This is a genomic window from Acinetobacter sp. CE-15 (genome assembly GCF_051059255.1).
Lineage (GTDB): Bacteria > Pseudomonadota > Gammaproteobacteria > Pseudomonadales > Moraxellaceae > Acinetobacter > Acinetobacter guillouiae.
Window position 1 is genome coordinate 2100100 of the sequence record NZ_CP192737.1, and the last position, 24220, is coordinate 2124319.

Consider the following 24220-nt stretch of genomic DNA (forward strand, 5'->3'; position numbering starts at 1 on the left):
TAGATGGCGTTTTTATATTAATTAACGATTTGGTAAAATTTCTTTTAAAGCCGCATCCATTTCCAGAAGCGCTTTTTCAGTGGTTTCCCAATCGATACAACCATCAGTCACCGATTTACCATATTCTAAATCAGCAAGATTTTCAGGAATATCTTGGCGTCCACCTTTGATATGGCTTTCAACCATAATGCCGACAATAGATTTATTGCCATCTAAGATCTGTTCAGTGATATTTTTCAACACAAGTGGTTGTAAATACGGATCTTTATTTGAGTTGGCATGACTGGTATCAATCATGATTTTATTGCTGACTTTGGCTTTTGCTAACGCATTTTCCGCTTCAGCAACAGAACCTGCATCATAGTTCGGCTTACCATTACCACCACGTAATACAACGTGTGCATAAGGGTTACCACTAGTACGAATCACTGAAACTTGGCCTTCGTTATTTAAACCCAAGAAACTATGACCATGTTTAACAGACTGCATAGCATTGGTTGCAACGGTTAAACCACCATCTGTACCATTTTTAAAGCCTACAGGTGAAGAAAGACCTGAAGACATTTCGCGATGCGTTTGGCTTTCCGTTGTACGTGCACCAATTGCAGACCATGAAATAAGATCTTGGTAATATTGTGGTGAGTTTGGGTCAAGCGCTTCAGTCGCACAAGGTAAGCCTTTATCGTTTAGCTCAAGCAATAGTTTGCGACCTAAACGTAGACCTTTTTCAATATTAAAAGAATCATTCATATCTGGATCATTGATCAAACCTTTCCAACCAACGGTTGTACGAGGTTTTTCAAAATAAACACGCATGATGATATATAAAGTATCTTTTACTTTTTCACTTAATACTTTTAAACGATTTGCATAATCATGTGCTGCAACAGGGTCATGAATAGAACAAGGGCCAATCACAACAAATAGACGTTTATCTTTACCATCTAAAATATTACGAACAGTTTCCCGACCATGAAGTACAGTTTGGTAGGCATTTTCATTTAATGGTAATTCAGCTTTAAGTTCCGCTGGGGTTACCAGCGTTTGAATGCTTTGGACATTCACGTCATCAATATCTGATTGAGTAATTGGATTTGAATTTAATGTATTCATTGCCGTCACTGGGTATTAGAAACATACAGAAAGTATTTTTAGTGGTCAGAATATAACATGAATTGGCCGAAGTTTTGTCATAAATAAATCATTAAAACTTTACGGTCAATTCATAATTATTAGTTATCAATAAAAGCTTAATTTTAAACCTGTGGTTGTTGGACGGATGGTGTCACTATTGCAACCTGTGGTTTTTCTACGGGTTTGGATTTAACTGGGTTTAAGATAAAGTTAATACCCAAGGCAAATAGGGTGATCCCCAAAACCTTGCGAATCATTTTTTCTGGCATTTTAGAACTGATTAAGGTTCCCACCACAATTGCAGGAATTGAGCCCACCAGTAACCATCCAAGCAGATGAAAATCTACATTGCCAGATGTCATATGTGCAAACCCAGCAACAGAGGTTAATAAAACAGCATGTACCACATCTGAACCAATGATACGAATCATCGGTAAATTGGGAAACATGAGGATCAGCGCCATGATACCAAATGCGCCAGCACCTACAGAAGAAAGGGTCACGAATACACCCAGTACAATCCCCATAATCACAACATAAGTACGTTTGCCTTCAATGTTGAAATTATTGGCCTCATGAAAATCTTGTTTTTCTGCACGAAATTTGGCAAAGAATTTTTCAATTCTAGAACGGAACACGATAGACAAGCCTGTTATGGTCAGCATAAAGCCTAACACCATGGTTAAAATGGCTTTGTAGTGTGTTGAACTGCTGAGGTAATTATCTAAAACCCAATGGGTGATAAATGAAGCAGGGACACTGCCCAAGGCTAACCAGAGAACAATCGGCCAAACGATATTGAGTTTTTTAGCATGGACCATTGAGCCACAAAACTTAGAAATAGCCGCATAGAGTAGGTCTGTTCCGATTGCGATGTGTGGTTCTATTCGAAATAAACTAATCAGGATGGGGGTCATAAGAGAACCACCGCCTACACCAGTAATACCTACACAGAAGCCGACTAAAACGCCAGCTAGAATAAACTCAACAGGACCAAACATGACTTATATTGCCAGATATCAAAAAACAGGCATATCTTATGACTTTTTTGTATAAGTGGTTGTCTTGATTGTTGATTTGCTTATGCAAAAAAATGCTAAAGTCTTTTAACTTTAGCGAAATGCAGGTTTGTATATCTATCTAATTGATTATTATTCTAAATTTTGATTCGGTCTCTTTGGTGGATTGAAAAATGATCATTTGAATTGAATCATATTGGTATTGAAAGTCGCTTCTCCCTCTGGGAGAAGGCTAGGATGAGGGTGCTTTTATGTCGATTTATGTTTTTAAAAACACTTGTAAAAGAACTTAATAAATATACTAATTACTAAATAAAAATTAAGATCTTAATAGGATTTACTCAGCAACCTCAACGGTTAGACCATAAGTAAAAATTTCACTTTCTGGCTTTTTGCTATTGTCAGGATTAGCCTCTGGATAAGAAGTCGTAATCAAATAAATTCCAGGTTTTTCAAATTTAACTTCCACTTCACCTTTTGCATTGGTTTTTACATGTGGTTGTTCACGTTGCGCACTGGTTTCATAACTACTGGCGCCTTTAAACACATCAACTTCAAGGTTTGGTACAGCTTTGCCATTGAGTAAAATCTGCGCTTTTAATGATTCACCCGCAAACAATTCATTTGGATGGGTTAAAAACTTAACTTCAAATCCTTTATTAGTGATTGCTGGGACAGGACTTGGTTTACCTTTAGTAACAAAGCTTTCAGCAATAATATTGTTTTTCACATCTAAGATTTGTGCATTTGCAGGGACTTGGTCTGCTGAAACTGAACGTGGCGGTTGTGGTGGTGTTACTGGTTTTTTTTCAGCATCGGCTTTTTGTTGTTCAGATTTAGGCGCTTGAGCATTTGCATTTTGCGGACGTACAGGGCGGATACGTAACCATCGACCATCTATAAGGGCATATTTACTACTATTCCCTAAAGCATTATCTGTACGGATACGGTAAGTCCCTTCACTTGGAAGATCAAACTCAGCAACATTAAAGCGTTTTAATTCGGCAGCAGGGTTTATTTTTATTTGCTGACCTTTAGGATCTGTAAGGAGATAGTTGGTTTTAAAGTTAATGCTGGGGACAAAAAATTTTTCAAGGGTCAGTGAACTCTGGAAGCTTACATTTTGGGATGCGCTGGTATCAAAAACTTCAGGGAGAATAAAAGGGCTGATGGTATGTGCAGAACCAACTACGGGTAATGCAGATAGCAAGGCAATTTTGAGCCATTGATTCATTTTAAGCGTCCTGTAAACTTAAGTTAAAATATTTTACATAATGTACTTGATAACAAGTATCATTATCAATATTATTTTAACAAAATTCAGAGACTATCCGTATGTCCTCATCAAGCAGACGTTCACCCTCAACTCGTGCCGTATTTCGTCTTTCGCCTCTAGTCATGGCATTAGCACTGATATCTCCACTGCATAGTTATGCAGAAACAGTGCAGGTTTCTGCTACAAGCAATAACCATGTTGAATTGGAAAGCCATCATTTCCATCGTGATCATGTTTTGGGTACATCTTTAGATGTGGTGATTACTGGAACTTCGCAACAAGAAGCTGCGCGTGCAACAGCTGCAATCGAAAAAGAAATTTCTGATTTGAATCGAGTGTTATCTACTTGGCAAAATGACAGTGAAATTTCGCAACTCAACCAACAAAAGCATCTCACAGCATCTGCGGATTTGTATCAAGTCATCGCTGCATGTGAAGCTTGGCGTGGTAAAACCTGTGGCGCATTTGATGCACGTTTGGGCAATTTGATCGCGATGTGGCAACAGGCCAATGGCGTGCTTGAAATTGATCAAAGTACACGTGATCAATTACTTTCGCAGTTGCAAGATAACAGTGTTCGTTTGGATGAAAAAACAAAAAGTGTGCAAATGGATAGCTCTGTTACTTTTGCACCAGATGGCTATGCAAAAGGCTATATTATTGATCGAGCTTTAATTGCAGCACGCCAAACGGTACCGAATTTAAAAGGCATTTTACTGGATATTGGTGGTGACATGCGCGTTTGGGGAACCTCACCCAATCAAGCGGGTTGGAATGTTGGTGTACAAGATGCCTTTAATCACTATGACAATCTAGCACCAAGCCAAGTTTTAAACTTAAAAGACCAAGCGGTCGCATTCAGTGGTCAGGGTTATCGTAGTCTGGCGGGGCAATCTCATCTTTTAGATCCACATACCGGTTTGCCAATCCAACATGTTGAGCAATGTGTAGTTGTTGGAAAATGTGCTGCGGATGCAGATGCTTTAGCAACAGCCTTAACTGTGATGAAGCCAGCAGAAGGCATGCAACTGATCGAATCTTTGCTCGGTTATGAAGCTCAACTGACACTATCAACGGGTGAAACGCACCAAAGCACAGGTTGGAATGCTTTGGTTCAACTGCCACAGCAAGCAGATTTTCATAATGTTGCAGCAAATGCTTCAGCAAAATGGCCCGCAGGTTATCAAGCGGTGATCGATTTGGTTATTCCCAAATTGGTTGTGGAAAATTATCGTGCACCTTATATCTCGATCTGGGTGACCGACAGTGATAAAAAATTAGTGCGGACACTTGCAGCTTGGGGCAAAGACCCGAAATGGATTAATTCAAACTATGTATGGTGGCGCCGTTATGGTCGTCAAATAACGAACTTGGATGCAGTTGCTAAACCGTCACGCCAACCGGGTAATTATAAACTGGCTTGGGATGGTAAAGATGACAATGGTAAAACTGTAGATGCAGGACAGTATCAAATACATGTTGAAGCTTCACGTGAGCATGGTGATCATTCTTATCAAACTTTTAACTTGGACGTAAAAGCAAAAGCTTCCTCTCAAAATTTACCTGCACAAAAGGAAATAGGTGTCGTCAAACTGAATTTCCAGAAAGTGAATTAATTTGCTGACTATGCCTGTTCGGATAAGCGTTTTGATGAAAATTTTGATGAGAATTTAATTGTGTATCAACGTCGAGATTTTTACCGCCATGCACGTTATGTGCATGGCTGGTTATCGGCTTTTGCCTTTATTGTATTAATCTTTTTTGCTGTTACGGGATTAATTTTAAACCACCCTGAATGGTTTACCCCTGCAACAGATGAAAATACTGAAACGATTACTTTACCTGAAAATGTCCTGACTCAAATTAAAGACCAAGAGAATCCAAGCACTCAAATCGTAGATTATCTACGACAACATCATGCAGTCATTGGTCGTTATAAGAGTGGTGAAGTCATGGACAATGAGGTCATGATTCATTTGGCAAGCCCAGCAGGTTCAACAGATATTTGGGTCACTTTAGACAATGGTCAAGCTGAAATTACACTTAAACCAGCCTCTACCGTTTCATTGATCAGTGATTTGCACCGTGGAAAAAATGCGGGTAAAGCATGGACTTGGCTGATTGATATCAGTGCAATCATCATTACGATCTTATCATTGGCAGGCTATATCCTATTTTTAAGTATTAAGACTCGCTTAAAAACACATCTTTTCTTGACGGTATTCAGCTTAGCGTTATTGATGCTTCTGGTTTGGACAGTGGTATAAAAGGTTAGAACAATGACACATGCTGTACTGACTGTACTTATATTTTTAGCAATCTTGTTTATATTTCATGGCATTTTTCTGTTGCTTTTATTGAGACCTCAATCAAAACGCAATTTAGCTCAAAATGCAGATGAATATTTGATTGTATATGCAAGTCAGTCAGGGCAGACAGAAAGTTTTGCTTTGCAAACAGCCCAGCAATTGTCTGCTTCAGGTTATTTGGTTCAGTGCTTGAGTATTGAACAGGTGAATGCCGCTTTATTTAAACGTAGCTTAAAGATTCTATGGATCGTTAGTACTTATGGCGAGGGTGATGCACCAGATTCAGCACGTCAGTTTGTTAAAAACGTAATGACAAAGTCATTTGATTTAAATGACATTGAGTATGCTGTGTTGGCTTTTGGTGATTCGCATTATGCAAATTTCTGTAATTTTGGTAGACAATTGGATTTATGGTTAACTGAAAACCATGCACAAGCTTTATTTCCCATGATTTGTGTTGATCAACTAAACCCTACAGGTCTGACGGAATGGCAAACTCAACTTGACCTAGTTTTGCCGCAATATTCAGCTCAACCTGTTCAATTGACACAACATCCATTTCATTCCGTGGTTTTATCTGAACGCCATTTGTTAAATCAAGGCAGTTTAGGGCATCCAATGTATCATCTTGTGTTTACCCAAGTTGAAGCATTATGTTGGAAATCTGGTGATATTCTTGAAATTCAATGTGCCAACACAGATTCACAAATCAAGGATTTTTTAGATCGTTTTAATCTTCAAGACTCCAGTGTGTTTCAGGCTAATCATCCAATAGCGTTATTGCGGTTTAAGAATTTACGCTCATTTGATGCCATGCAGCATTCAACGGCATTTGAGCAATGGTTGGCACAGGCAGAAGACTTACCGATTCGTGAATATTCGATTGCCAGTATTACATCGCAAAATCAGATTGAGTTGGTGGTCAGACGAGAAGTTCATCAAACAGGTTTAGGGCTGGGTTCAGGCTATCTTACCCATGCGCTGGCTTTAGGTGAGCAAATTTCTTGTCGAGTTCGTTCAAATCCCACATTTTATCTGGTTCAAAATGATCGGCCTATTATTCTGATTGGAAATGGTTCTGGGATAGCAGGCTTGATGTCACATATTCGGCAACGCGCAGAATGGTCTTTTCAGCAAAACTGGTTAATTTATGGCGAACGTCAGTACCAAGTTGACCTTGGCTTTGCAGATCAATTGAATCTATGGCAACAACAGTCTGTACTACCGCAAATTGATTATGCGTTTTCACGTGATACAGATAATCAGAAATATGTACAAGATTGTGTATTGGAGAAATCAGCACAACTTAAACAATGGATTGAGCAAGGTGCATCAATTTACATTTGTGGTAGTTTAAAAGGGATGGCACAAGGGGTTGAAACAGTATTAATCGATATTTTAGGTGAAAATCAGTTTGAGCAGTTGATTGAACAAAAACGTTACTTACGTGATGTATATTGATTGCGTGATGTTTCTCATTTCTATATAGATGATTAATGTAGCGAATTAAGAATAGTCTTATGAAAGCAAACTTTATAACTTATGGAAATTATACTCTTCTATAGAAATGAATATGTATGATTGAAAAGCTTGCAATGCCGCGCTATTCTCAAAAAATATTCACACCAGTACCAGATGACTAATGTGAATATTTAAGCTGATAAAATTTATATCGCAATGCCTTTATATTTAGCTACCCAAGGTTGCGTTTGCTCCAATTGTGCCGCCAGTTGTAATAACACATCCTCACGTCCAAAAGGTGCAATAAATTGTGAACCTAAGGGCAGATTATCTTTATTCCAATATAAAGGTACTGACATGGCAGGTAAGCCCGTGATATTGGCCAATTGGGTAAATGGAACCCATTGCAAATTATTTTTAATCATTTGCTCAACCAGCTTACCTTTTGCCAGTAAGTGGGCTTGATCGACTTTGAGCAAGGCTTTTAAAATCGGAACCTGCCAAGATGGTGTTTTTACCTCACCATTTTTCGGTGCTACTGAGGCTGTAGACGGAATCAGAAATAAGTCATAACGCTCAAAGAAATGGTTCATTTTTGCAACATAAACACCCCAGTTATTGAGGTTGTTAATATAGTCCACAGCAGAAGCTTTGGCACCAAATGCGGCAATTGCCAGTGTATCTAATTCAAAATCTTGATCTGTTGCACCAAATCGTTGTTTGACTTGATTGACTGTATAAGCGCATTGACTAAACCATGTGGTAATAAAGTCTTTGGCAAGCGCCATACCGTCAATCTGAGGGGTTGCTTCTTCAACAATATGTCCTAAAGATTCTAAAAGTTTGGCGGTTTTTTGAATGGCTTGTACTGCATCTTTTGAAACTTTGGTTCCAATTGGGGAAACAGTGGAAAAACCAATTCGCAAACGTTTTGGGGCTTTTTCAATAATGTCCAAATAGCGTTCAGTTGGACTTTGGATATTGAAAAGCGCCGTGCGATCTGAGCCTTGAGTAGCATCTAACATAGCGGCACTATCACGGACTGATTTACACAATACATGTTGCATCGCAGCCCCATGCATTGCTTCACTGATTTCAGGTCCCCAAGGTGTACGTCCACGACTTGGCTTTAAGCCAAATAAGCCACAATACGAGGCTGGAATCCGAATAGAACCGCCTCCATCACTTGCACCTGCAATTGGTACGATACCTGCTGCCACGCCAGAAGCAGAACCTCCAGAAGAACCACCACTATTGTGTTTTAAATTCCACGGATTTTTGCAACTGCCCCAAGCTTCAGGTTCAGTGATACCTTTAATGCCAAACTCTGGCGAATTGGTTAAACCAAAAGTAACCACACCCGATTTTACCCAGCGATTGACGATTTCTGAGTTTTCTTTGGCAATATATTTTGCATTTTTAAACGCCTTAGAACCAGATGAGGTTGCGACACCCGCATATTCTTGATGTAGATCTTTGAGTAAAAATGGTACACCTGAAAAGGGACCAGTTGCATAGTTTTGGGTATTTTTTAATGCCTGTTCATAAATCGGAATAACGATCGCATTAATTTTAGGATTTACCTGTTCAGCACGTTGAATTGCGATTTCTAATAATTCATGTGCTTGTACTTCTTTGTTTTGAACAAGCTGTGCTAAACCGATACCATCATATTGAATATATTCTGAAAATTTCATAGCTTTCCCTTGCTGTTTTGAGTTATTGGGCAAATATCTTTTGGTTTTGTTCGATCGTGGTTTCTAGACAAAGTTGATTTCTACCTTTTTCCTTGGCTAAATACAAAGCATCATCAGCCCGTTTAATCAGCTGTTGAAAAGGTATGCAATAGGGTAAAGTCTGATAACTTAAGCCAATACTGACGCTGATATTTAAGCTACGCTGATCATCTAAATGAATCGGGGTATTAAAAACGCTATTACAAATTCTTTGTGCAATTGCAACACTTTGTTCTAAAGATAGATCTTTTAATAATATAGCAAACTCTTCGCCACCTAAGCGACCAAATAGATCATTCGCACGAATTTGTGCTTTGACTTGATGGGTAAACTCTTGCAAAACATAATCGCCAATCACATGGCCATATTGATCATTAATTTTCTTAAAATGATCTAAATCTAAAACCAAAATCGTGACACTGTGTGCTTGTTGCTTTTCAACATCCTCAGCAATGGTACGTTCACTTTCTTCATAGAAATAACGACGATTGAGTGTGGTGGTGAGACCATCATGATTGGCTAAGTATAAGATTTGGTGATAAAGCTTTTGGCGATTTAAACTGATAATAGCAAGGGTTAAAGGCCCTAAAGCCAACATCATTAAACCGATGCGTACAGACAATGTAGTGCCCAAATAGGCATCTGGAGATTGAGCGATATAATATGCAGTCAATGCATTATAGAGCAGCATACACACGATACAGTTAATGATAGAGACAAAGAACAAATTATAGCTTAGTGCAGCCCAGACCAGTGCTGCAATGGGGAACATGATTGCACCTGGTCCCAGAAAAAAATGAGTCAGAATGACCGATAAAATCACGCCCAACAGCGGAAGAAATTTTTCGTATTGAAAAGGCTGTTGTTTAAATTGTTGGATATGGCTTTGAATGGTTTTTTTATCTGGGATTGCCAATATAATCGGTAAAAAGGCAATGACATTGAGGATTTCACCCGTCCACCACATGCCAAAATCAATCCAGATTCTATCCATAACCATAAAGGTATTTGGTAAATAAGGGACTGTTAGACTTGCAACGATTGGTGAGGCTAAACAACCGCCAAAGGCACTGATTGCAAATAAGTATAAAAATGTTAGGCCTTTATTATATTGTTTATAATCCAGTTTAAAAAAACGAATCAGTCCTAATGTGACCAAGGCATGAGCTAGATTGGCCAAAGTCAGAAAGAAGGTGATTAAAAATGAATTGCCAGTAAGCAGATCTGCAAGCATAAAGGCGGTAAATGCGCCAATCCATCCCCCTATATTTTTTAAGCGATGAAACCTTAAAAAAAGTCCAAGTAAAACAGCATTTGCGGGCCAAAAAATGGCAAGAAAGGATAAGGGTCTACCAAATATTCCAGCCAATGCGCAGACAAAAATAATCATTGCAATAATAAAAAATGCAGAGATGTTGTCTTTAAGCGTTTGACTTAAATATGCGATAGCTCGAGGCAATTTTCTAACCTATTCTAAAGAGGGATTAATCTCTAAGCCAATATTTTACCTGGCTCTGCTAAGGTATTAATAAGTAATCATATCTATTTATATCGATAAATCAATAGTTTTAGTTACCTTAATTCGGGCTCGTCACAAAAATGTTTTTGCCTAGACTAAACAAGAAAGATTGTTCATATATCGTTAATTTTACATGTTTTATTCTAAATCTATGCTAATTTATGTCTGATGAAATATTACATACAGACTTGGTATGAAAAAAACAGCACTTATAATTTCTTTATTGCTTAGCCTTTCACCTTTTGCGAGAGCTGAAACAGTTCAACCTCAAGCAACCAATCCTGCGACTGTGGCTGCAACCAATACCACAAGCACAATTCGTATAAATACTCGCCCTGAAATTTTAGGCTTATGGGGCATGGAAATTCCAGAAAATAAGAAATGTACAGAATATTATAATTTCCGCGGTTCCAATGAAGTGGTGGTGAATAGTGCCAAAGAGTGGTCAATCGGTCTGTTTGATTATCAGCCTTCACCCGATAATACGCTGGAAAAGCCACCCGCATTAATCATGCAAATTCGCTATGAAAATAATGAAACTGATTGTTCGGGGCGTAAAGAAGATCAGTCAGGTGAAGTTACCCAATATTTTGTGAAGTGGGTTAATAAGAATACTTTGAATTTTTGTATTTCTGACAAAGGCGATCAGTGCTTTGCTACTTTACGCAGAGTCTTGCCTTAAGTTGATTTAAAGCATCAATGCTTGGCTAAATAGTCAAGCATTTGCTTTAAAATAAAAAACCTCTGATTTTACAGAGGTTTTTTATTGGATTTTTTACTGGATTAGAGGATGCATATTAAGCATCTTTTTCATGTCCTTGAACTTGTTTTAACAAGTGTTTTTCAAGGTAGTGAATATCCATTGCTTGTGAACAGAAGTTTTTGTCTTCAAGGATCAGATCTTTATGTAATGGAATATTGGTTTTAATTCCAGTTAAGATCATCTCATCCAAGGCTTGTTTCATACGGGCAATCGCAGTTTCACGATCTTTACCATAAGAAATCAACTTTGCGATCATTGAGTCGTAATACGGAGGAATGCTATATCCTTGATAGATATGAGAATCTAAACGGATACCTGCACCGCCTGGCGCATAGAATGATTCAATTTTACCTGGCGATGGTAAGAAGGTCGACGGATCTTCTGCATTGATACGGCATTCAATCGCATGACCTTCGATTTTAATATCTTCTTGTTGAAGATTTAAACCTAGACCCGCAGCGATACGTAATTGCTGTTCAATAATATCTACACCAGTCACTTGTTCAGTCACAGGATGCTCAACTTGAACACGGGTATTCATCTCGATAAAGAAGAATTCACCATCTTCAAATAAGAACTCAAAAGTACCAGCACCACGGTATTGCATCAACTTACATGCATTGACACAGGCTTCAAGAATATGCGCGCGCGCTTCTTCTGGTAAACCTGGTGCAGGTGCTTCTTCAAGCACTTTTTGATGGCGACGTTGTAAAGAGCAGTCACGGTCATATAAATGAATCGCTTGACCATTACCATCTGCTAAAACTTGTACTTCAACATGACGTGGTTTTTGCAGGAAACGTTCCATATAAACCGTATCATCACCGAACCACATTTCAGCATCACGTTGTGCAGCTTGAACCGATTCAAGTAATGTATCGACACGTTCAACAATACGCATTCCGCGACCACCACCGCCTGAAGCAGCTTTTACAATCAGTGGGAAACCAATTTCTTTGGCTTCAGCCAAAGCATTGTTGGGTGTCACTGCATGTGCTGAACCAGGAACTGTTGGTACACCTGCTTTACGCATCGCCGTAATTGCAGAAACTTTATTTCCCATTAGACGAATATGTTCAGGACGCGGTCCAATGAAAATAAAGCCTGAGTTTTCTACAATTTCTGCAAATTCAGCATTTTCAGATAAGAAACCATAACCGGGATGGATGGCATCTGCGCCTGTAATTTCTGCTGCGGTAATAATGGCAGGAATGTTTAAATAGCTTTCGCTACTTGCACCTGGACCTATACATACTGCTTCATCACAAAAACGTAAATGCATCAAATCTTTATCAGCGTCTGAATAGATGCCGACAGTTTTGATTCCTAAAGTTTTGCAAGCTCGAGTGATGCGTAATGCAATCTCACCTCGGTTTGCAATTAAAACTTTTTGCAACATATCAACCCCCGAGGTATTACGCGCGGTAGCGGAATAAAGGTTGACCGAACTGGATTACATCACCATTTTTTACTAAAATTTCTTCAACTACACCACTTTGAGTTGCTTCAATCGGGTTCATAATTTTCATTGCTTCGATGATCCCGAGGGTTTCACCTGCAGAAACAGTTTGACCTACATTTACAAAGGGTGCTTCACCAGGACTTGGTGCTGAATAGAACACACCAACCATTGGAGACGTTTCTACTGCACCACGAGAGGCAGCTTTAACTACAGGCGCTTCAGCGGTTGGGAGGGCAATAGGTGCTACACCAGCAGCAACCACAGGATTACGGCGAGTTAAAGCAATCGATTGATCGCCTTCTTTCACTTCAATTGCTTGAAGATCAGATTCGATCATCAAATCGATGAGCTTTTTAATTTTGCGAATATCCATGGGTTCGTATTCCTAAATTATGATTGGGTTGAAGATTTAAGTTTTTCGATGGCGAAATCAAGTGCAAAAGAATAGCCTTTGGCACCTAAACCACAAATGACGCCAACGGCTTTATCTGATAAATAAGAATGATGCCTAAATGCTTCACGTGCATGAACATTAGAAAGATGTACTTCAATAAATGGAATCGCAACGCCAAGTAGGGCATCACGTATAGCGACTGAGGTATGGGTCAGCGCGGCAGGATTAATAATGATAAATTTTATGCCGTCTTGTTGTGCTTGGTGAATACGATCGACCACAGCACCTTCCCAGTTGCTTTGAAAAGTATCTAAACTTATATTGGCTTGACGTGCTTGGAGACTCAATTGTTGGTTAATGTCATCCAATGTGAGGTGACCATAGACCTCAGGTTCGCGCTTTCCTAGCAAGTTTAAGTTTGGTCCGTGAATGACCAAAATGGTCGAACTCATTGAGAGTGCTCCAATTCAAAAGTCGCAAAAAAATTTGCAAGATGTCTGCAAAGTTTGCATATTATGGCATATTTTTCCACAAATACTTTATATTTTCTTTGAATCGTCGCGGAAACGCAGTGCCTTGTATGGGCTATATAATGTTAATTTTGTCTGTAAATGGCAATGTTAAAATATGACATTTTTAGCAGATGTTTTACAGAGACTTTATTTTAAACTGAGTGACCAAAACTATTCATTTGATTTGTGTAACAGCCATATGACTATCGTCAATAGATAAGATCTCACTACAACGTGTTGTATAGCTTGGAGATCGATTTTGCTGGCGCATTTTCCATGTTTCTTGGTTGGAATGATAACCCACTTGTATACAGTCTGAGCCAAAGCGTTGTTTCATACTTGAGAGCGTATCCATAAGTTGATCACGTTGCTGAATAAAGTCTACAGGATGCCATAAGTCATTGATGTGCTGGCTTTTGCTATGCAGTGCTGAGAACATCACAGCAACTTTTACATACTTTAAATTTTCTTTAAATAAAACATCAATTTGCTGTAATGCTGACTTGGTTAAAATCATCAAATCGTCTGTTGCATACATCAAGCCAATGACACTACTTTGTGCCTTTTTATAGGGCGCCTGTGCAACTTTTTCATATAAGGAAACATGCACAACTGCACACAGTTGCCGTTGCTTGCTGAGTCGTTGATGTGCACGATTGACATGGAAAATAATTGCTTGTTTGATAATCTCAACATTGTTTAGGGCAGATGCAAAACTGCGTGAGGAAAGGATGCGTTTGGAGGGAATGTCTGCATCGTCCAATGCAATGCAGGATTGACCTTTTAGCTCACGAATGGTGCGCCCAATGACCACTGAAAACTCGCGTGCAAGGTAATGTTCATTGGCAAAAGTTAAGTCATAGCAATTATAAATATTATAAGCTTGTAAGCGTTTGCTGGTTTTACGTCCAACGCACCAGACTTCTGCAACACTGGTTTCAAGCAGTAGGCCTTCAAAACTGCATAAATCTAAACCAGTCAGGTCACAGACGCTATCAAAGCCTCTACGTTTCTTGGCAAAATTGTTGGCAAGCTTGGCTTGAGTTTTACTATAGCCAATACCAATGCAACAGGGCAGACCAAGCCATTTTTGGATGGTTTTGATGAGTTTTCTACAATAATCCTGTAGATCGAATAAGTCTTGGTAAGAGCTGAGATTGATAAAACATTCATCAATAGAGTAGGCTTCCAAATCCTCATCTTTAAAAAAAATCTTTAAAATTTTAAAAAAACGATCTGAAAAATCACCATATAAAGCATAGTTACTTGAAAAGGCGAGTACCCCAGCTTTTTTAGCTTGTTGTTCAACTTCATGCCAAGGGATTGCCATATCTATGCTTAACGCCTTGGCTTCATTGCTTCGTGAAACGACACAACCATCATTATTGCTTAAGACGACAACGGGCTTATTATTTAAACTGGGGTTAAATACGCGCTCGCAACTGACATAACAATTGTTAATGTCGATCAAAGCAAAAATTTGTTCGCTCATGGGCTGTCTTGAAAAAGTTACAAATTCAAGTGAAATATTAAAAGATGTTTAAAATAAATTCAAATCAAATCTAGTGTGGATTTGTTCATCCTTTGGGCTGGATGATTAAATCGTTGGTGTGGTGAGATGCAAAACTGACTAAGCACTGTTGAGCTTCGTAGTGGTTTAAGTAATTTAGGTAAAAAGAGCAAATAGAGAAGTGGTTCTTTTAAAAGGTATATCTTAAATTGCAGCTTACAATGTCGAAAAATGAAACATCTCAATCCTTGTATAGAAAACTGAGAGGGCTAAATTAACAGTTGTCGTCGATTTGTACGGCATATCCCAATATTGAAAAGGATGGATATGAAAATGGCTAATCAACAACATAACTCTGAACAGAATCAGCAACAAAATCAGCAACAAAACCAGCAGAATGACCAACAAGGTCAACCCAACCAATCTAATCAGCAGCAGAAGCAACACAGTCAGCAAGATCAACAATCAAATCAACAAAACCAGCAAAAGCAACAATCCAACCAACAGGCTCAACAAAATCAGCAAAGCCAACACAAGCCTCAGCAAAAATAGGGCTTTGAACTCATCTTAATCGTAGCTTCTAAATGACAAAACGCCTCAATTGAGGCGTTTTGTCATTTTAGCTATTTTGAATTTTAAGCTTCTTCATTTTTAAGTGTCTTGATTTTAAGCTTACGTTGTCGATTACTTAAATCGTTTATTGCTTTCATCAAGAATTTTATGAAGACCTTCATTTATATTTATACATTGATTAAATTGGGCAAAATGGTGTATTTCAGTGTTTAGTGCGCTAAAGAAATGCGCTGGGTCTGCAATAGTATGATTAAGATGCTGGGGTTCAAGATGTAGGCTGATGACTTCAAATTGATTTTTTGCCCGATGTGCTTTGCAATCTATACGTCCGACAATTTGATCCCCATATAAAATAGGTAAACAAAAATAACCAAATACACGTTTAGGTGGTGTCACATAACATTCCAAACGATAATCAAATTTAAACAGGGTATTTAAACGTTCACGATGTATTACCAGATTGTCAAAAGGAGAGAGAATTTTTACTTTTAACTCAATATTCGGGATCTGTTCTAAGGCATCGGTTTTGATATAAAGATTTTGACTCTCTTTGTCACTATTGCCGAATTGAGCTAAAGTGGTGATCATACCTGCATCTAATTGTTCATTGACGATGTCACGCATTGCCTCACGAATCTTTTGCCCAACTTTTAAATGCAACAATTGCTTCCATGCAAACACCCCATGTGCACGGAGTGTGGTATTGAACAAGTAGCGGGCATATTCCTCTAGTGTAGGAACACTCAGATCAAGATGACTTGGGATACAATATTCGGTCAGTTGATAGACTTTTTCCATACCATTACGTTCAGAAATCATCAAATCGCCTTGCATAAACAATTGCTCAATCGAACGACGCGCTAAACTTGAGTTCCACCAGCCCCCCGAATTTTGCTTATTGCCTTGTTCAATGTTGCGTAATCGAATACTGCCTTCAGCTTTCGCCCGAGCCAGAATCTCACTCATAAAAGCTTGATCACCACGATTAAAATAACGATGCTCACCATTTCTAATTGATGTCATATGAGGAAGTGCATAGCGATAATCTTGCATTGGTAAATAAGATGCTGCATGAAACCAATATTCAAAAATATGCTGCTGTTTGACCAGTTGATTTAAGTGGCTTTGCTGATAGTCTGGAACACGGCTCCATAAAATATGGTGGTGGGCACGTTCTACTACAGAAATTGTATCAATCTGAACATAGCCAAGATGTTCAATCGCATGGCGTGTTCCAGATAATCCTGTACCAAAGGAAGCAGGTGAAATTAGGCCTTGATGAGAGAGTGCCAGACGTCTTAATGATTCAATCATAACAATTATTTTTTTAACCTATTTTTAGTGAGTCTTGGTTACTAGGGGGGTATCACAAATGAAGCTTGAAGGTGAGTAGCACAAACAAAGGCTATGACGTTCAATGATCATTTTAATTTTTTAAGAATACAAGTAACAACACCCCAAATCATAATTTGTTCTTCACTGTGTGGATGAATATCTGGAAAATCAGGATTTTCTGCTTTGAGCCAAATATCATAAATTCCTGTAGATACTTTAACTTGCATAAAGCGTTTGACTGTAAATTCATTGTTGATTAATGCCAAAACAACATCGCCGTGTTCAGCCTCTAGGCTACGGTCAATTAAAATTTCATCTCCAATTTCAATACCTGCATTTTTCATTGATAAGGAGTTAACTTTTAACATAAAGGTTGCAATAGGGTTATGAATTAAGTGTTCATTTAAATCAATTTTCTTTTCAGTATAGTCTTGAGCGGGTGATGGAAAACCTGCTGCAACGGTTTCCAAAGGATAAGGAATACAGATGTTGCTACGAAATTCAATTGTACGTAAATCTTGCTTTGAGATAGGCTCGATAATAGAAATAAGAGAATTGATTGTCTTAAAATTTTCCCTTACAGAGCGATCACTTAACTTCGATGGTGGAGTCAAATTTGGAGGCATCACGATTCACCTTGAAAATGTAACACAATCAAGTTTAACAAAATAAACGCGTGATGCAAGATTCTTTTGGTGAATTGATTGTGATTGTCAAACTGTCAGCTTACAATTTGACAAAATCCAATCGCTCGGAAATGTACATGTTGCAAGATTTTGTAGAAGAACAGAAATTAGTGTGTGAAGAATTTGACTCTCGATATATCAAAGTCAATGAAACAGATCTCGTGGCTATCGCTAAGCAAACCTTAAGTAAAGAACCGATCGTGGGTTTGCGTAAACAGCCAGATGCTGAAAATGTGTCATGGTTTATTTATGGTGGTGAGTTGGAAGAGGGTGAAGATTTTTTTGATGTGATCAGTGTAAAAGAGCTTGAAGAGGTTTTTCCTGATGCGATCCCTTATCTGGCTTTGGAACAAGGCTTTAGATTTATGATAGATGCTGATGAATACGAAGATGTATGGAAAGCAGATGTTTTATAAATAAAAGGTTTGCTTCAGCATGATCTATAGATTTATTTTGAGCCTCTGCAGTATTGTTCTGAGTAGTGGATTGAGCACGCAAAGTTTTGCTGAATCATCCATGCAAAAACTCACCCAAGAACAGTATGACCAACGTATTCAAACCTATACTGATCAAGTCAATGCAACTAAACATATCTTGGATGAAGCGCATAGCACGATCACTGCGATTGAACAGCATCAAGCATTTTGTTCACGTTTAGATGCTTATCAAGCGATTGCTAGGATTTCGAAAGAAAATTTAGAACTTGATACGGCCAATATGATGTTGGTGATCGCCAATAATTTTTTAGATCGACAAAAGCAAAGTATTGAGCAGTCAGGAATGACGCTTGAGCGATTTTGTTCGATTAAGAAATAAACAAAATGTCATTTAAGCCTTATTTTAGTCAGAAAATGATATTTAATTGGCTGAAAATGATAAGTTGTTTTTAAAAAAATGATCAATAATAGACGCATTAAAGCAGTACAAGATTTGATTTTCCCTGGTCTGTATTTTGTGTGGCTTTAAGCGTCAATCGTATGATTGACGCACCCTAAACTCGCTTAATTGCGAGTTTTTTAATGCATTTTTTATGGATTTTATTTGCCTGAATATCGGAAAAAGACAGCAAGCCGATTAAAAAGAAAATAACCACTCAAAAAAGAAACAGAAAAATCAACCAGCATTCGCTTTTGCGCAGAATTTTAAAAAGAATAGCAGGGCAATTCAAGATCGTGGATAAAGCCAAACAGGCTGAAGCACTTGAACAAAAGCTGAAAATTTTGCTATATACTACAATCATATAAATAAAGTGAGTCATTCATTTTATTGATGATTTTTTATGATATGCAACAAGCATTACCACAATATTTTTATTTTGCGTAGATGTTGTTACTGTAAGATTGTTCGCATGAGCAGTATAAATTTTTTATTATCATTTTGTCGTCAAGAGAATATGGATTTGTATGAATTCACTCATCAGTCAAATCGTGAGGCTATGTATTGAATAAATTCTTTAATTAATCTCTCTATAAATTTTTATTTAAAGGATTTTTATGAAACCGATTCGCGTATCGCCATCTCTGACTTTAGCTTTGTTACAAGCGCGAGAAGCTACAATGATGCATTTTAGACCGATTTTAAATGAAATGGGTTTGACTGAGCAGCAATGGCGTGTGATTTCTGTACTTTATCAATATGATGAACTTGAAAATAACCACTTGGCTGATTTGGCATGTATTTTAAGACCCAGTTTAACGGGGATTTTAAATCGTATGCTTGATCAAAATCTGATTAAGAAACGAAAAGATCTACATGATCAACGAGTGAGCTTGATTCAGCTGAGCGATGAAGGTAAAAGATACTTTGAGACGCAAGCGGTGAAAATGGAAGAAAGCTATACAGATATTCAAACACAATATGGTGCAGAAAAAATCCAGCAGCTTATGGAATTGTTAAACGATCTCTCTAAAATAAAACCACGATAAATTTTAAATTATCAGATTTCAAGTGAAACAATGGTTTAGGGATTAAAGTATAAAATTGCATGTCACTCAATTCATTTTAAATATGCAAAACACCCTAATCAAAAATGAGTGGGTTTTAATCACTCATTTTTATCACTGTTTAATCAAATAACTTTTTAATGTCTTTCGGTGCGCCTTGCTGGCTTTGAATTTCACCTTTTGTATCTTTCCATACCATTGCTGGAGTAGCATAAAAACCGTATTTATCCATGAGTTTGGTATTTTCATCTAACTTTTCAGATAACGGCTTAGGAATGCTTTTCATTTCCACCAATTTATTCTTACCGTTGCTTAAATTGTATTGTTTAAAAATTTCTGCAGGATTGGCATTGTTTAAAATCGTTGCGGCTTGTCCTTTGCTGCTTGGGCGAATGACCCCAACCATAATATGACGTAATTGAACTTTTCCTGAATCTACAAAGGGACGTGCTTGTTGCCAGAAGGTATGGCAGTAGGGGCAGTTTGGGTCATTAAACACATAAACGACTTTTGGTGCATTGCGATCGCCGTCTTGAATCCAAGTTGATTTTTCTAGGCTTTTCCAAATTTCATCTAATACGGCACCTTTAACATGGGTGTTAATCGCTTCTTCGGTTAAATTTTTTCCTGAAGCATTAAATAGGTCACCGACGATATAGTGCTTTTGATCTTTTGAAATAAAGATAGTCGATGGATATTCATCTTTATAGCCCGTCCAACCTTCTAAACCCTCGGGTGCATTTATTTGCTTAACAAAGTTATAACCTTCTTTTTCCAATTTATTTTTAAGGAAATTTGCATCAGCAGCAAACAAAGAGCCACTTAATACCAAACCAAGCGAATAAATACCGAGTGTTTTTAAATCAATCATCAAGATGACTCCTAAGGTTAAAAGCAATAATTCTTTAATCAATGCCAATGAAATAGATTATTCCGAAACTATCCTTTGAACTTTTTGGTGAAGTGCAGCATGGGTAAGTTCCCCCATATGTGTATCGATTAATTTGCCTTGTGCATTAAAAAATAAGGTGCTGGGTAAGCCAAACATTCCCATTTTTTGTGCCGTTACACCGTCAAAGTCCAGTAGAACCCAATGCAAATTAAGTTTGTGTTGTTGTAAATACGTTTGCACCGTTTTGGCATCTTCATTCTGATTAATAAAGACAAATTGCACATTGGGATATCGTTGTTGAGCATCATTTAACACCGGCATTTCACGTCTGCAAGGCGGACACCAACTGGCCCAAAGATTAATTACGGTGGGTTTGCCGAGGAACTGAGTCAGCTCAACATGCTCTAGTTGAAGATTGACTAAATTGACTTGAGGAAATTGTTGGTATTGCAATTGTACCTGTTGATAGAAATATTGACCTGAAATGAAAAACAGGGCAAAAGCTGCAAAGCATAGTGCAATAAAGCTTTTCTTTAGAGATCGATTTTTCCAAACCATCCATAGGCCAGCGCAAGCAATTCCCACATAAAGATGAAAACCTTTATCTTGAATCTTCAAGATCTCAATTGGATGCTCTAAATAAACATCTAAATTGAGTAAGACAAACCCCAGTCGTGCAGATAACAAGCCAACCAAGAATGCAGACCAAATCGAGTCTTTAAACGTAGCCCATTGTAAATTTGAAATGCTAAAATATTGAAAGCTAAACTTTCCAATTACCACACTCATCAGTATCGCAAGCATGAGGATGGTTAATCCCCATGGCAACATAATCGGTCCTAAATGAATTGCTTGTGCAGTGATCATGGAGAGTGTGCTTAACGTCCTGTGTGTATTTTTTCAGTTTGTTGAATAAGTTGTGGTGCTGAGAAGGTACCTGTAAAGCGCAATTCACGGATTTCTTGTGCATTGCTATTTAAAAACAGCATGGTTGGCGGACCTAAAATTTCACGTTGTTTTAAAATGATGTCTTGTGAGGCGTTGTATTCCGTTAAGTCTAATTGGATGAGGGTGAAGTTTTTCAATGCCTCTTGTACATCGGTACGTGGGAATACCTCTTTTTCAATCGGTTGACACGCCACACACCAGTCCGCATAGACATCAATAATGATGGGTTTGCCTTGCTGTTTTGCATTGATCAAAGCCTGTTCTAATTGTTCAGCGGTGGTCACTTTATTCCAAACTAAATGTTCTGTTTGGCTATGTTGAATTTGATAAGCAGAATAACTTTGTTGAATATTCCAAAAACCAGCCATTAAACTGGCTATTGCGATAATGGCAAGAATAACTTTATTAACCGTTTTTTCACTGTCACGTAGAGCAATAAAGAGATAGATTGCCAATGCAATACACAGCAAGGCAAAAATTGCAGCATAGACAGTCGAAGGCAGCATAGGGCGAATAAAGTACAATGCAACCATCAGCATAATAAAGCCAAAACTGACTTTAATCCGATCCATCCATTTACCTGGTTTTGGTAATAATTTAGAACCAAATACACTGGCGATAAATAAAGGTAAACCGATACCTAGACCAAGAATAAATAAGTACAAGCCACCTAATACAGCACTTTGAGTTTGTGAAACAAATAGTAATGCGCCAGCAAGTGGGGCACTCATACAAGGGCCAACAATAAGTGCTGATAATGCACCCATAACTACAGCACCGAGCACTGTCCCAGCTTTTTGATTATTTTGCAGATGACTTAATTTATTGGTGATGAATTGCGGTAAGTTTAATTGATATAAACCAAATAAATTTAAAGCTAATACAACAAATAAAACTGCAAATAATGAAACGATCCAAGGGCTTTGGAACCAACGTTGAAAGCTATAACCAATTTCAGCAACCACAATCCCCATAATGGCGTAAACCACCGCCATACTCACTACAAAGCACAAGGCAATCACAACAGCTTTATAACCTTTCGCGCGCTGAATGATGATGCCAGAGAGAATTGGAATAAGTGGCAGCGAACAGGGTAAAAACGCCAGTAAAATACCTAAACCGAAAAACACCAATAAATTTAGAAACAGAGAGTCTTTAGACAATAGTTTGAAGAATGATTGATCATCATTCCATTGTAATGACGATGTATTGTTTTTAGTGCCCGTATTGCTGTTTAAATCAGCAGAATTTTCTGTATCTGTATCTGTATCTGTATCTGTATCTGTATCTGTAATTGTATTGCTACTTGCAACAGAAGCATTGGGGTCGATTAGATTTACAGTGTTATCTGCTTTATTGACAGTTTTTTGTCCAAGCTGAGTGGTTTGATCATCCAATACTTTGTTTGGAACTGGTTTTTCAACAGTTGAATTGGCTTTAGTTTCAGCGTTTTCTTTGAGCTTTTTATCTTGAGCTGAGGCAGTAGCAGGCTGATTGAGTAATGTGCTATTTGAATTATTATTGAATAGGTGCTTAGACGATGTATTGCTTTGTGGTAATAAGCCATCTGCATCAGTTGCAATAGTTTTTCTTTGTAATGGATAACATAAACCATCCGCAGAACAACCCTGATACATCACTAAATATTGTGAATTTGGTTTGACCTGAATCTGTGTAGTCACATTTTCATAATGAACTTCTGTTTTCCCAAAGGTTGGATCATCTTTGATATGACCTTTTGGGAGGCTTAAAGGTACAGCTTTATTGTTGACTGTTACTTTAAATTGATCATGATAAAGGTAATAGTGAGGTGCAACTGTCCATTTCAATTGTGCTTTATTTTCTGAAATTGATTCAGCAGAGAATTGAAAAGCTTGATCTGGGGGGAGAAACTCAGGATTTGCGTGGCTGATGGTACTTAGACTCAACAAAGTAAAACCACATACACTGAGCAAGGTTCGCAACTTCATAATTCCATATCTTTGTTTCATTTACAGCCATTATCCATAATTTCAGATAAAGAAGGCATTATTCTAAGTTTTTCTTTGTAAAAATACCGTTAAAAGCATTTAACCCCATTTTGCTTAAGTTTTTGAAAAATTTGTCCATCATCAGGATAGAGTCTGTCGAATTGGGTCATTTTCTTGGTTTTTTTGCTGGTGTAATTGACATTGTAAAGCACAGCACCTTGATAAACGATTTCATAAGTTCCTGTTTCTTTCTGATTGATTATTTCTTTATAGAAATCGTGAAATTCACTTGGTCTACCTTGTGCTGTATCAACAGCATCATAGTGGGTAAATTTTAACGAGATTTTTTTCATATAAGGATAATATTGAACTGTTTTGACTTTTGGAAATTCTTCCTCAGAAATAAGCAGAAGGTTCGAGTCTGTTGACAATTCATCTACGTTGTTTTGACTTTCTTTAAAGCAAAAATATGGAGTAGTTTGCTTTGCATAAACAGGCAAAGGGAGAAGACTCATTATAGTTATAAATAGCCTAAGCGATTTCATACTCTTTCCTCAAAGTTTTCCTTGTTATTATCCATAGATTTTTCCAGCCATTAAAATATCTGCAAAAATTTTCCATGGGATGCACTCTGGTTGTGGCTGTTGGGTATTTGCATAAAAACCCTCCATATCTTCCACCCAATTGTGCATTGCTGCTAAAAAGCTTTGCAAATCTTTATTTTCCCATTGTTGAATATTTTCAAGATGATCTTGTTTGAGATTATCTAAAAATGTTA

At 37.8% G+C, this 24220-nt stretch carries 23 protein-coding genes and 1 pseudogene; 8 read left to right on the top strand and 16 right to left on the bottom strand.

Going from position 1 to position 24220, the window contains the following annotated elements:
- Positions 1 to 21 precede the first annotated feature (21 nt).
- From ACQ7EO_RS09700 to ACQ7EO_RS09710, 3 genes are all read right to left on the bottom strand, one after another.
- Positions 22 to 1113: a 3-deoxy-7-phosphoheptulonate synthase gene (locus ACQ7EO_RS09700; protein WP_004719768.1), complete on the bottom strand. Its 1092-nt coding sequence runs from the start codon at positions 1111 to 1113 to the stop codon at positions 22 to 24.
- Between the two features lie 143 nt (positions 1114 to 1256).
- Positions 1257 to 2135, bottom strand: a complete 879-nt coding sequence (locus ACQ7EO_RS09705; RefSeq protein WP_239045491.1) for a sulfite exporter TauE/SafE family protein — start codon at positions 2133 to 2135, stop codon at positions 1257 to 1259.
- Between the two features lie 355 nt (positions 2136 to 2490).
- Positions 2491 to 3387, bottom strand: coding sequence for a DUF4198 domain-containing protein (locus ACQ7EO_RS09710; RefSeq protein ID WP_434279467.1), 897 nt, complete (start codon positions 3385 to 3387; stop codon positions 2491 to 2493).
- A gap of 101 nt (positions 3388 to 3488) precedes the next feature.
- Here ACQ7EO_RS09710 and ACQ7EO_RS09715 point away from each other — a divergent pair, with 101 nt between their 5' ends.
- The 3 genes from ACQ7EO_RS09715 to ACQ7EO_RS09725 are packed head-to-tail and all read left to right on the top strand — an operon-like array spanning position 3489 to position 7199.
- Positions 3489 to 5045 carry a DUF2271 domain-containing protein gene (locus ACQ7EO_RS09715; protein ID WP_434279468.1) on the top strand — a complete coding sequence of 519 codons (1557 nt, stop codon included), beginning with the start codon at positions 3489 to 3491 and terminating at the stop codon, positions 5043 to 5045.
- 60 nt (positions 5046 to 5105) lie between these two features.
- Positions 5106 to 5696, top strand: coding sequence for a PepSY-associated TM helix domain-containing protein (locus ACQ7EO_RS09720; RefSeq protein ID WP_151802376.1), 591 nt, complete (start codon positions 5106 to 5108; stop codon positions 5694 to 5696).
- A gap of 12 nt (positions 5697 to 5708) precedes the next feature.
- Complete coding sequence (locus ACQ7EO_RS09725; protein WP_434279469.1) at positions 5709 to 7199, top strand: sulfite reductase subunit alpha; 1491 nt, start codon at positions 5709 to 5711, stop codon at positions 7197 to 7199.
- Between the two features lie 206 nt (positions 7200 to 7405).
- Here ACQ7EO_RS09725 and ACQ7EO_RS09730 read toward each other — a convergent pair whose 3' ends face one another.
- Together ACQ7EO_RS09730 and ACQ7EO_RS09735 are read right to left on the bottom strand one after the other, a co-directional pair.
- Positions 7406 to 8896: an amidase gene (locus ACQ7EO_RS09730; RefSeq protein ID WP_434279470.1), complete on the bottom strand. Its 1491-nt coding sequence runs from the start codon at positions 8894 to 8896 to the stop codon at positions 7406 to 7408.
- 22 nt (positions 8897 to 8918) lie between these two features.
- A complete protein-coding gene (locus tag ACQ7EO_RS09735) occupies positions 8919 to 10394 on the bottom strand; it encodes a GGDEF domain-containing protein (protein WP_034615571.1) in 1476 nt (491 codons plus the stop codon).
- Positions 10395 to 10647: 253 nt separating this feature from the next.
- Between ACQ7EO_RS09735 and ACQ7EO_RS09740 the strand changes: the two genes are divergently transcribed.
- A complete protein-coding gene (locus tag ACQ7EO_RS09740) occupies positions 10648 to 11136 on the top strand; it encodes a hypothetical protein (RefSeq protein WP_004821977.1) in 489 nt (162 codons plus the stop codon).
- 115 nt (positions 11137 to 11251) lie between these two features.
- On the opposite strand, the gene accC is transcribed toward ACQ7EO_RS09740, so the two are convergent.
- The 4 genes from accC to ACQ7EO_RS09760 form a co-directional block, all read right to left on the bottom strand.
- A complete protein-coding gene (gene accC, locus ACQ7EO_RS09745) occupies positions 11252 to 12616 on the bottom strand; it encodes an acetyl-CoA carboxylase biotin carboxylase subunit (protein WP_004719789.1) in 1365 nt (454 codons plus the stop codon).
- A 16-nt stretch (positions 12617 to 12632) separates the two neighbouring features.
- Positions 12633 to 13052, bottom strand: coding sequence for an acetyl-CoA carboxylase biotin carboxyl carrier protein (locus tag ACQ7EO_RS09750; RefSeq protein ID WP_004719790.1), 420 nt, complete (start codon positions 13050 to 13052; stop codon positions 12633 to 12635).
- 17 nt (positions 13053 to 13069) lie between these two features.
- On the bottom strand, positions 13070 to 13525 hold the full coding sequence (gene aroQ, locus ACQ7EO_RS09755) for a type II 3-dehydroquinate dehydratase (RefSeq protein WP_004719793.1): 456 nt from the start codon (positions 13523 to 13525) through the stop codon (positions 13070 to 13072).
- A gap of 235 nt (positions 13526 to 13760) precedes the next feature.
- Positions 13761 to 15077: a Y-family DNA polymerase gene (locus tag ACQ7EO_RS09760; RefSeq protein ID WP_034615569.1), complete on the bottom strand. Its 1317-nt coding sequence runs from the start codon at positions 15075 to 15077 to the stop codon at positions 13761 to 13763.
- Positions 15078 to 15428: 351 nt separating this feature from the next.
- Here ACQ7EO_RS09760 and ACQ7EO_RS09765 point away from each other — a divergent pair, with 351 nt between their 5' ends.
- Entirely contained in the window at positions 15429 to 15647 is a 219-nt protein-coding gene (locus ACQ7EO_RS09765; RefSeq protein WP_178283360.1) for a hypothetical protein, read from the top strand.
- A 132-nt stretch (positions 15648 to 15779) separates the two neighbouring features.
- Here the strand turns inward: ACQ7EO_RS09765 and ACQ7EO_RS09770 are convergent, their stop codons facing one another.
- Together ACQ7EO_RS09770 and ACQ7EO_RS09775 are read right to left on the bottom strand one after the other, a co-directional pair.
- A complete protein-coding gene (locus tag ACQ7EO_RS09770) occupies positions 15780 to 16982 on the bottom strand; it encodes a winged helix-turn-helix domain-containing protein (RefSeq protein WP_434279471.1) in 1203 nt (400 codons plus the stop codon).
- Positions 16983 to 17089: 107 nt separating this feature from the next.
- Complete coding sequence (locus tag ACQ7EO_RS09775; protein WP_151802384.1) at positions 17090 to 17629, bottom strand: LexA family protein; 540 nt, start codon at positions 17627 to 17629, stop codon at positions 17090 to 17092.
- A gap of 137 nt (positions 17630 to 17766) precedes the next feature.
- On the opposite strand from ACQ7EO_RS09775, the gene ACQ7EO_RS09780 reads away from it, so the two are divergent.
- From ACQ7EO_RS09780 to hpaR, 3 genes are all read left to right on the top strand, one after another.
- A complete protein-coding gene (locus ACQ7EO_RS09780; RefSeq protein ID WP_262086214.1) occupies positions 17767 to 18105 on the top strand; it encodes an immunity protein Imm33 domain-containing protein in 339 nt (112 codons plus the stop codon).
- A gap of 19 nt (positions 18106 to 18124) precedes the next feature.
- Positions 18125 to 18505 carry a hypothetical protein gene (locus ACQ7EO_RS09785; RefSeq protein ID WP_434279472.1) on the top strand — a complete coding sequence of 127 codons (381 nt, stop codon included), beginning with the start codon at positions 18125 to 18127 and terminating at the stop codon, positions 18503 to 18505.
- 677 nt (positions 18506 to 19182) lie between these two features.
- Positions 19183 to 19614, top strand: a complete 432-nt coding sequence (gene hpaR / locus ACQ7EO_RS09790) for a homoprotocatechuate degradation operon regulator HpaR (protein WP_004821962.1) — start codon at positions 19183 to 19185, stop codon at positions 19612 to 19614.
- 139 nt (positions 19615 to 19753) lie between these two features.
- On the opposite strand, the gene dsbG is transcribed toward hpaR, so the two are convergent.
- From dsbG to ACQ7EO_RS09815, 5 genes and pseudogenes are all read right to left on the bottom strand, one after another.
- The gene (dsbG, locus tag ACQ7EO_RS09795; RefSeq protein ID WP_434279473.1) at positions 19754 to 20503 is read right to left on the bottom strand and encodes a thiol:disulfide interchange protein DsbG; all 750 of its coding nucleotides are present in this window, start codon (positions 20501 to 20503) and stop codon (positions 19754 to 19756) included.
- A 57-nt stretch (positions 20504 to 20560) separates the two neighbouring features.
- Positions 20561 to 21391 carry a prolipoprotein diacylglyceryl transferase family protein gene (locus tag ACQ7EO_RS09800; RefSeq protein ID WP_434279474.1) on the bottom strand — a complete coding sequence of 277 codons (831 nt, stop codon included), beginning with the start codon at positions 21389 to 21391 and terminating at the stop codon, positions 20561 to 20563.
- Positions 21392 to 21402: 11 nt separating this feature from the next.
- A complete protein-coding gene (dsbD, locus tag ACQ7EO_RS09805) occupies positions 21403 to 23463 on the bottom strand; it encodes a protein-disulfide reductase DsbD (protein ID WP_434279475.1) in 2061 nt (686 codons plus the stop codon).
- Between the two features lie 68 nt (positions 23464 to 23531).
- Positions 23532 to 23987, bottom strand: a complete 456-nt coding sequence (locus tag ACQ7EO_RS09810) for a hypothetical protein (RefSeq protein ID WP_434279476.1) — start codon at positions 23985 to 23987, stop codon at positions 23532 to 23534.
- 27 nt (positions 23988 to 24014) lie between these two features.
- Positions 24015 to 24215 (bottom strand): annotated as a pseudogene (locus ACQ7EO_RS09815) (DUF7660 family protein); the annotation flags it as partial.
- Between the last annotated feature and the right edge of the window lie 5 nt (positions 24216 to 24220).

What these genes read in the sequence shown, in the direction of transcription:
- ACQ7EO_RS09700 (WP_004719768.1), bottom strand. Translation starts at nt 1,113, where the DNA reads ATGAATACATTAAATTCAAATCCAATTACTCAATCAGATATTGATGAC.
- ACQ7EO_RS09705 (WP_239045491.1), bottom strand. Translation starts at nt 2,135, where the DNA reads ATGTTTGGTCCTGTTGAGTTTATTCTAGCTGGCGTTTTAGTCGGCTTC.
- ACQ7EO_RS09710 (WP_434279467.1), bottom strand. Translation starts at nt 3,387, where the DNA reads ATGAATCAATGGCTCAAAATTGCCTTGCTATCTGCATTACCCGTAGTT.
- ACQ7EO_RS09715 (WP_434279468.1), top strand. Translation starts at nt 3,489, where the DNA reads ATGTCCTCATCAAGCAGACGTTCACCCTCAACTCGTGCCGTATTTCGT.
- ACQ7EO_RS09725 (WP_434279469.1), top strand. Translation starts at nt 5,709, where the DNA reads ATGACACATGCTGTACTGACTGTACTTATATTTTTAGCAATCTTGTTT.
- ACQ7EO_RS09730 (WP_434279470.1), bottom strand. Translation starts at nt 8,896, where the DNA reads ATGAAATTTTCAGAATATATTCAATATGATGGTATCGGTTTAGCACAG.
- ACQ7EO_RS09740 (WP_004821977.1), top strand. Translation starts at nt 10,648, where the DNA reads ATGAAAAAAACAGCACTTATAATTTCTTTATTGCTTAGCCTTTCACCT.
- accC (WP_004719789.1), bottom strand. Translation starts at nt 12,616, where the DNA reads ATGTTGCAAAAAGTTTTAATTGCAAACCGAGGTGAGATTGCATTACGC.
- ACQ7EO_RS09750 (WP_004719790.1), bottom strand. Translation starts at nt 13,052, where the DNA reads ATGGATATTCGCAAAATTAAAAAGCTCATCGATTTGATGATCGAATCT.
- aroQ (WP_004719793.1), bottom strand. Translation starts at nt 13,525, where the DNA reads ATGAGTTCGACCATTTTGGTCATTCACGGACCAAACTTAAACTTGCTA.
- ACQ7EO_RS09760 (WP_034615569.1), bottom strand. Translation starts at nt 15,077, where the DNA reads ATGAGCGAACAAATTTTTGCTTTGATCGACATTAACAATTGTTATGTC.
- ACQ7EO_RS09765 (WP_178283360.1), top strand. Translation starts at nt 15,429, where the DNA reads ATGGCTAATCAACAACATAACTCTGAACAGAATCAGCAACAAAATCAG.
- ACQ7EO_RS09770 (WP_434279471.1), bottom strand. Translation starts at nt 16,982, where the DNA reads ATGATTGAATCATTAAGACGTCTGGCACTCTCTCATCAAGGCCTAATT.
- ACQ7EO_RS09775 (WP_151802384.1), bottom strand. Translation starts at nt 17,629, where the DNA reads ATGCCTCCAAATTTGACTCCACCATCGAAGTTAAGTGATCGCTCTGTA.
- ACQ7EO_RS09780 (WP_262086214.1), top strand. Translation starts at nt 17,767, where the DNA reads ATGTTGCAAGATTTTGTAGAAGAACAGAAATTAGTGTGTGAAGAATTT.
- ACQ7EO_RS09785 (WP_434279472.1), top strand. Translation starts at nt 18,125, where the DNA reads ATGATCTATAGATTTATTTTGAGCCTCTGCAGTATTGTTCTGAGTAGT.
- hpaR (WP_004821962.1), top strand. Translation starts at nt 19,183, where the DNA reads ATGAAACCGATTCGCGTATCGCCATCTCTGACTTTAGCTTTGTTACAA.
- dsbG (WP_434279473.1), bottom strand. Translation starts at nt 20,503, where the DNA reads ATGATTGATTTAAAAACACTCGGTATTTATTCGCTTGGTTTGGTATTA.
- ACQ7EO_RS09800 (WP_434279474.1), bottom strand. Translation starts at nt 21,391, where the DNA reads ATGATCACTGCACAAGCAATTCATTTAGGACCGATTATGTTGCCATGG.
- dsbD (WP_434279475.1), bottom strand. Translation starts at nt 23,463, where the DNA reads ATGAAACAAAGATATGGAATTATGAAGTTGCGAACCTTGCTCAGTGTA.
- ACQ7EO_RS09810 (WP_434279476.1), bottom strand. Translation starts at nt 23,987, where the DNA reads ATGAAATCGCTTAGGCTATTTATAACTATAATGAGTCTTCTCCCTTTG.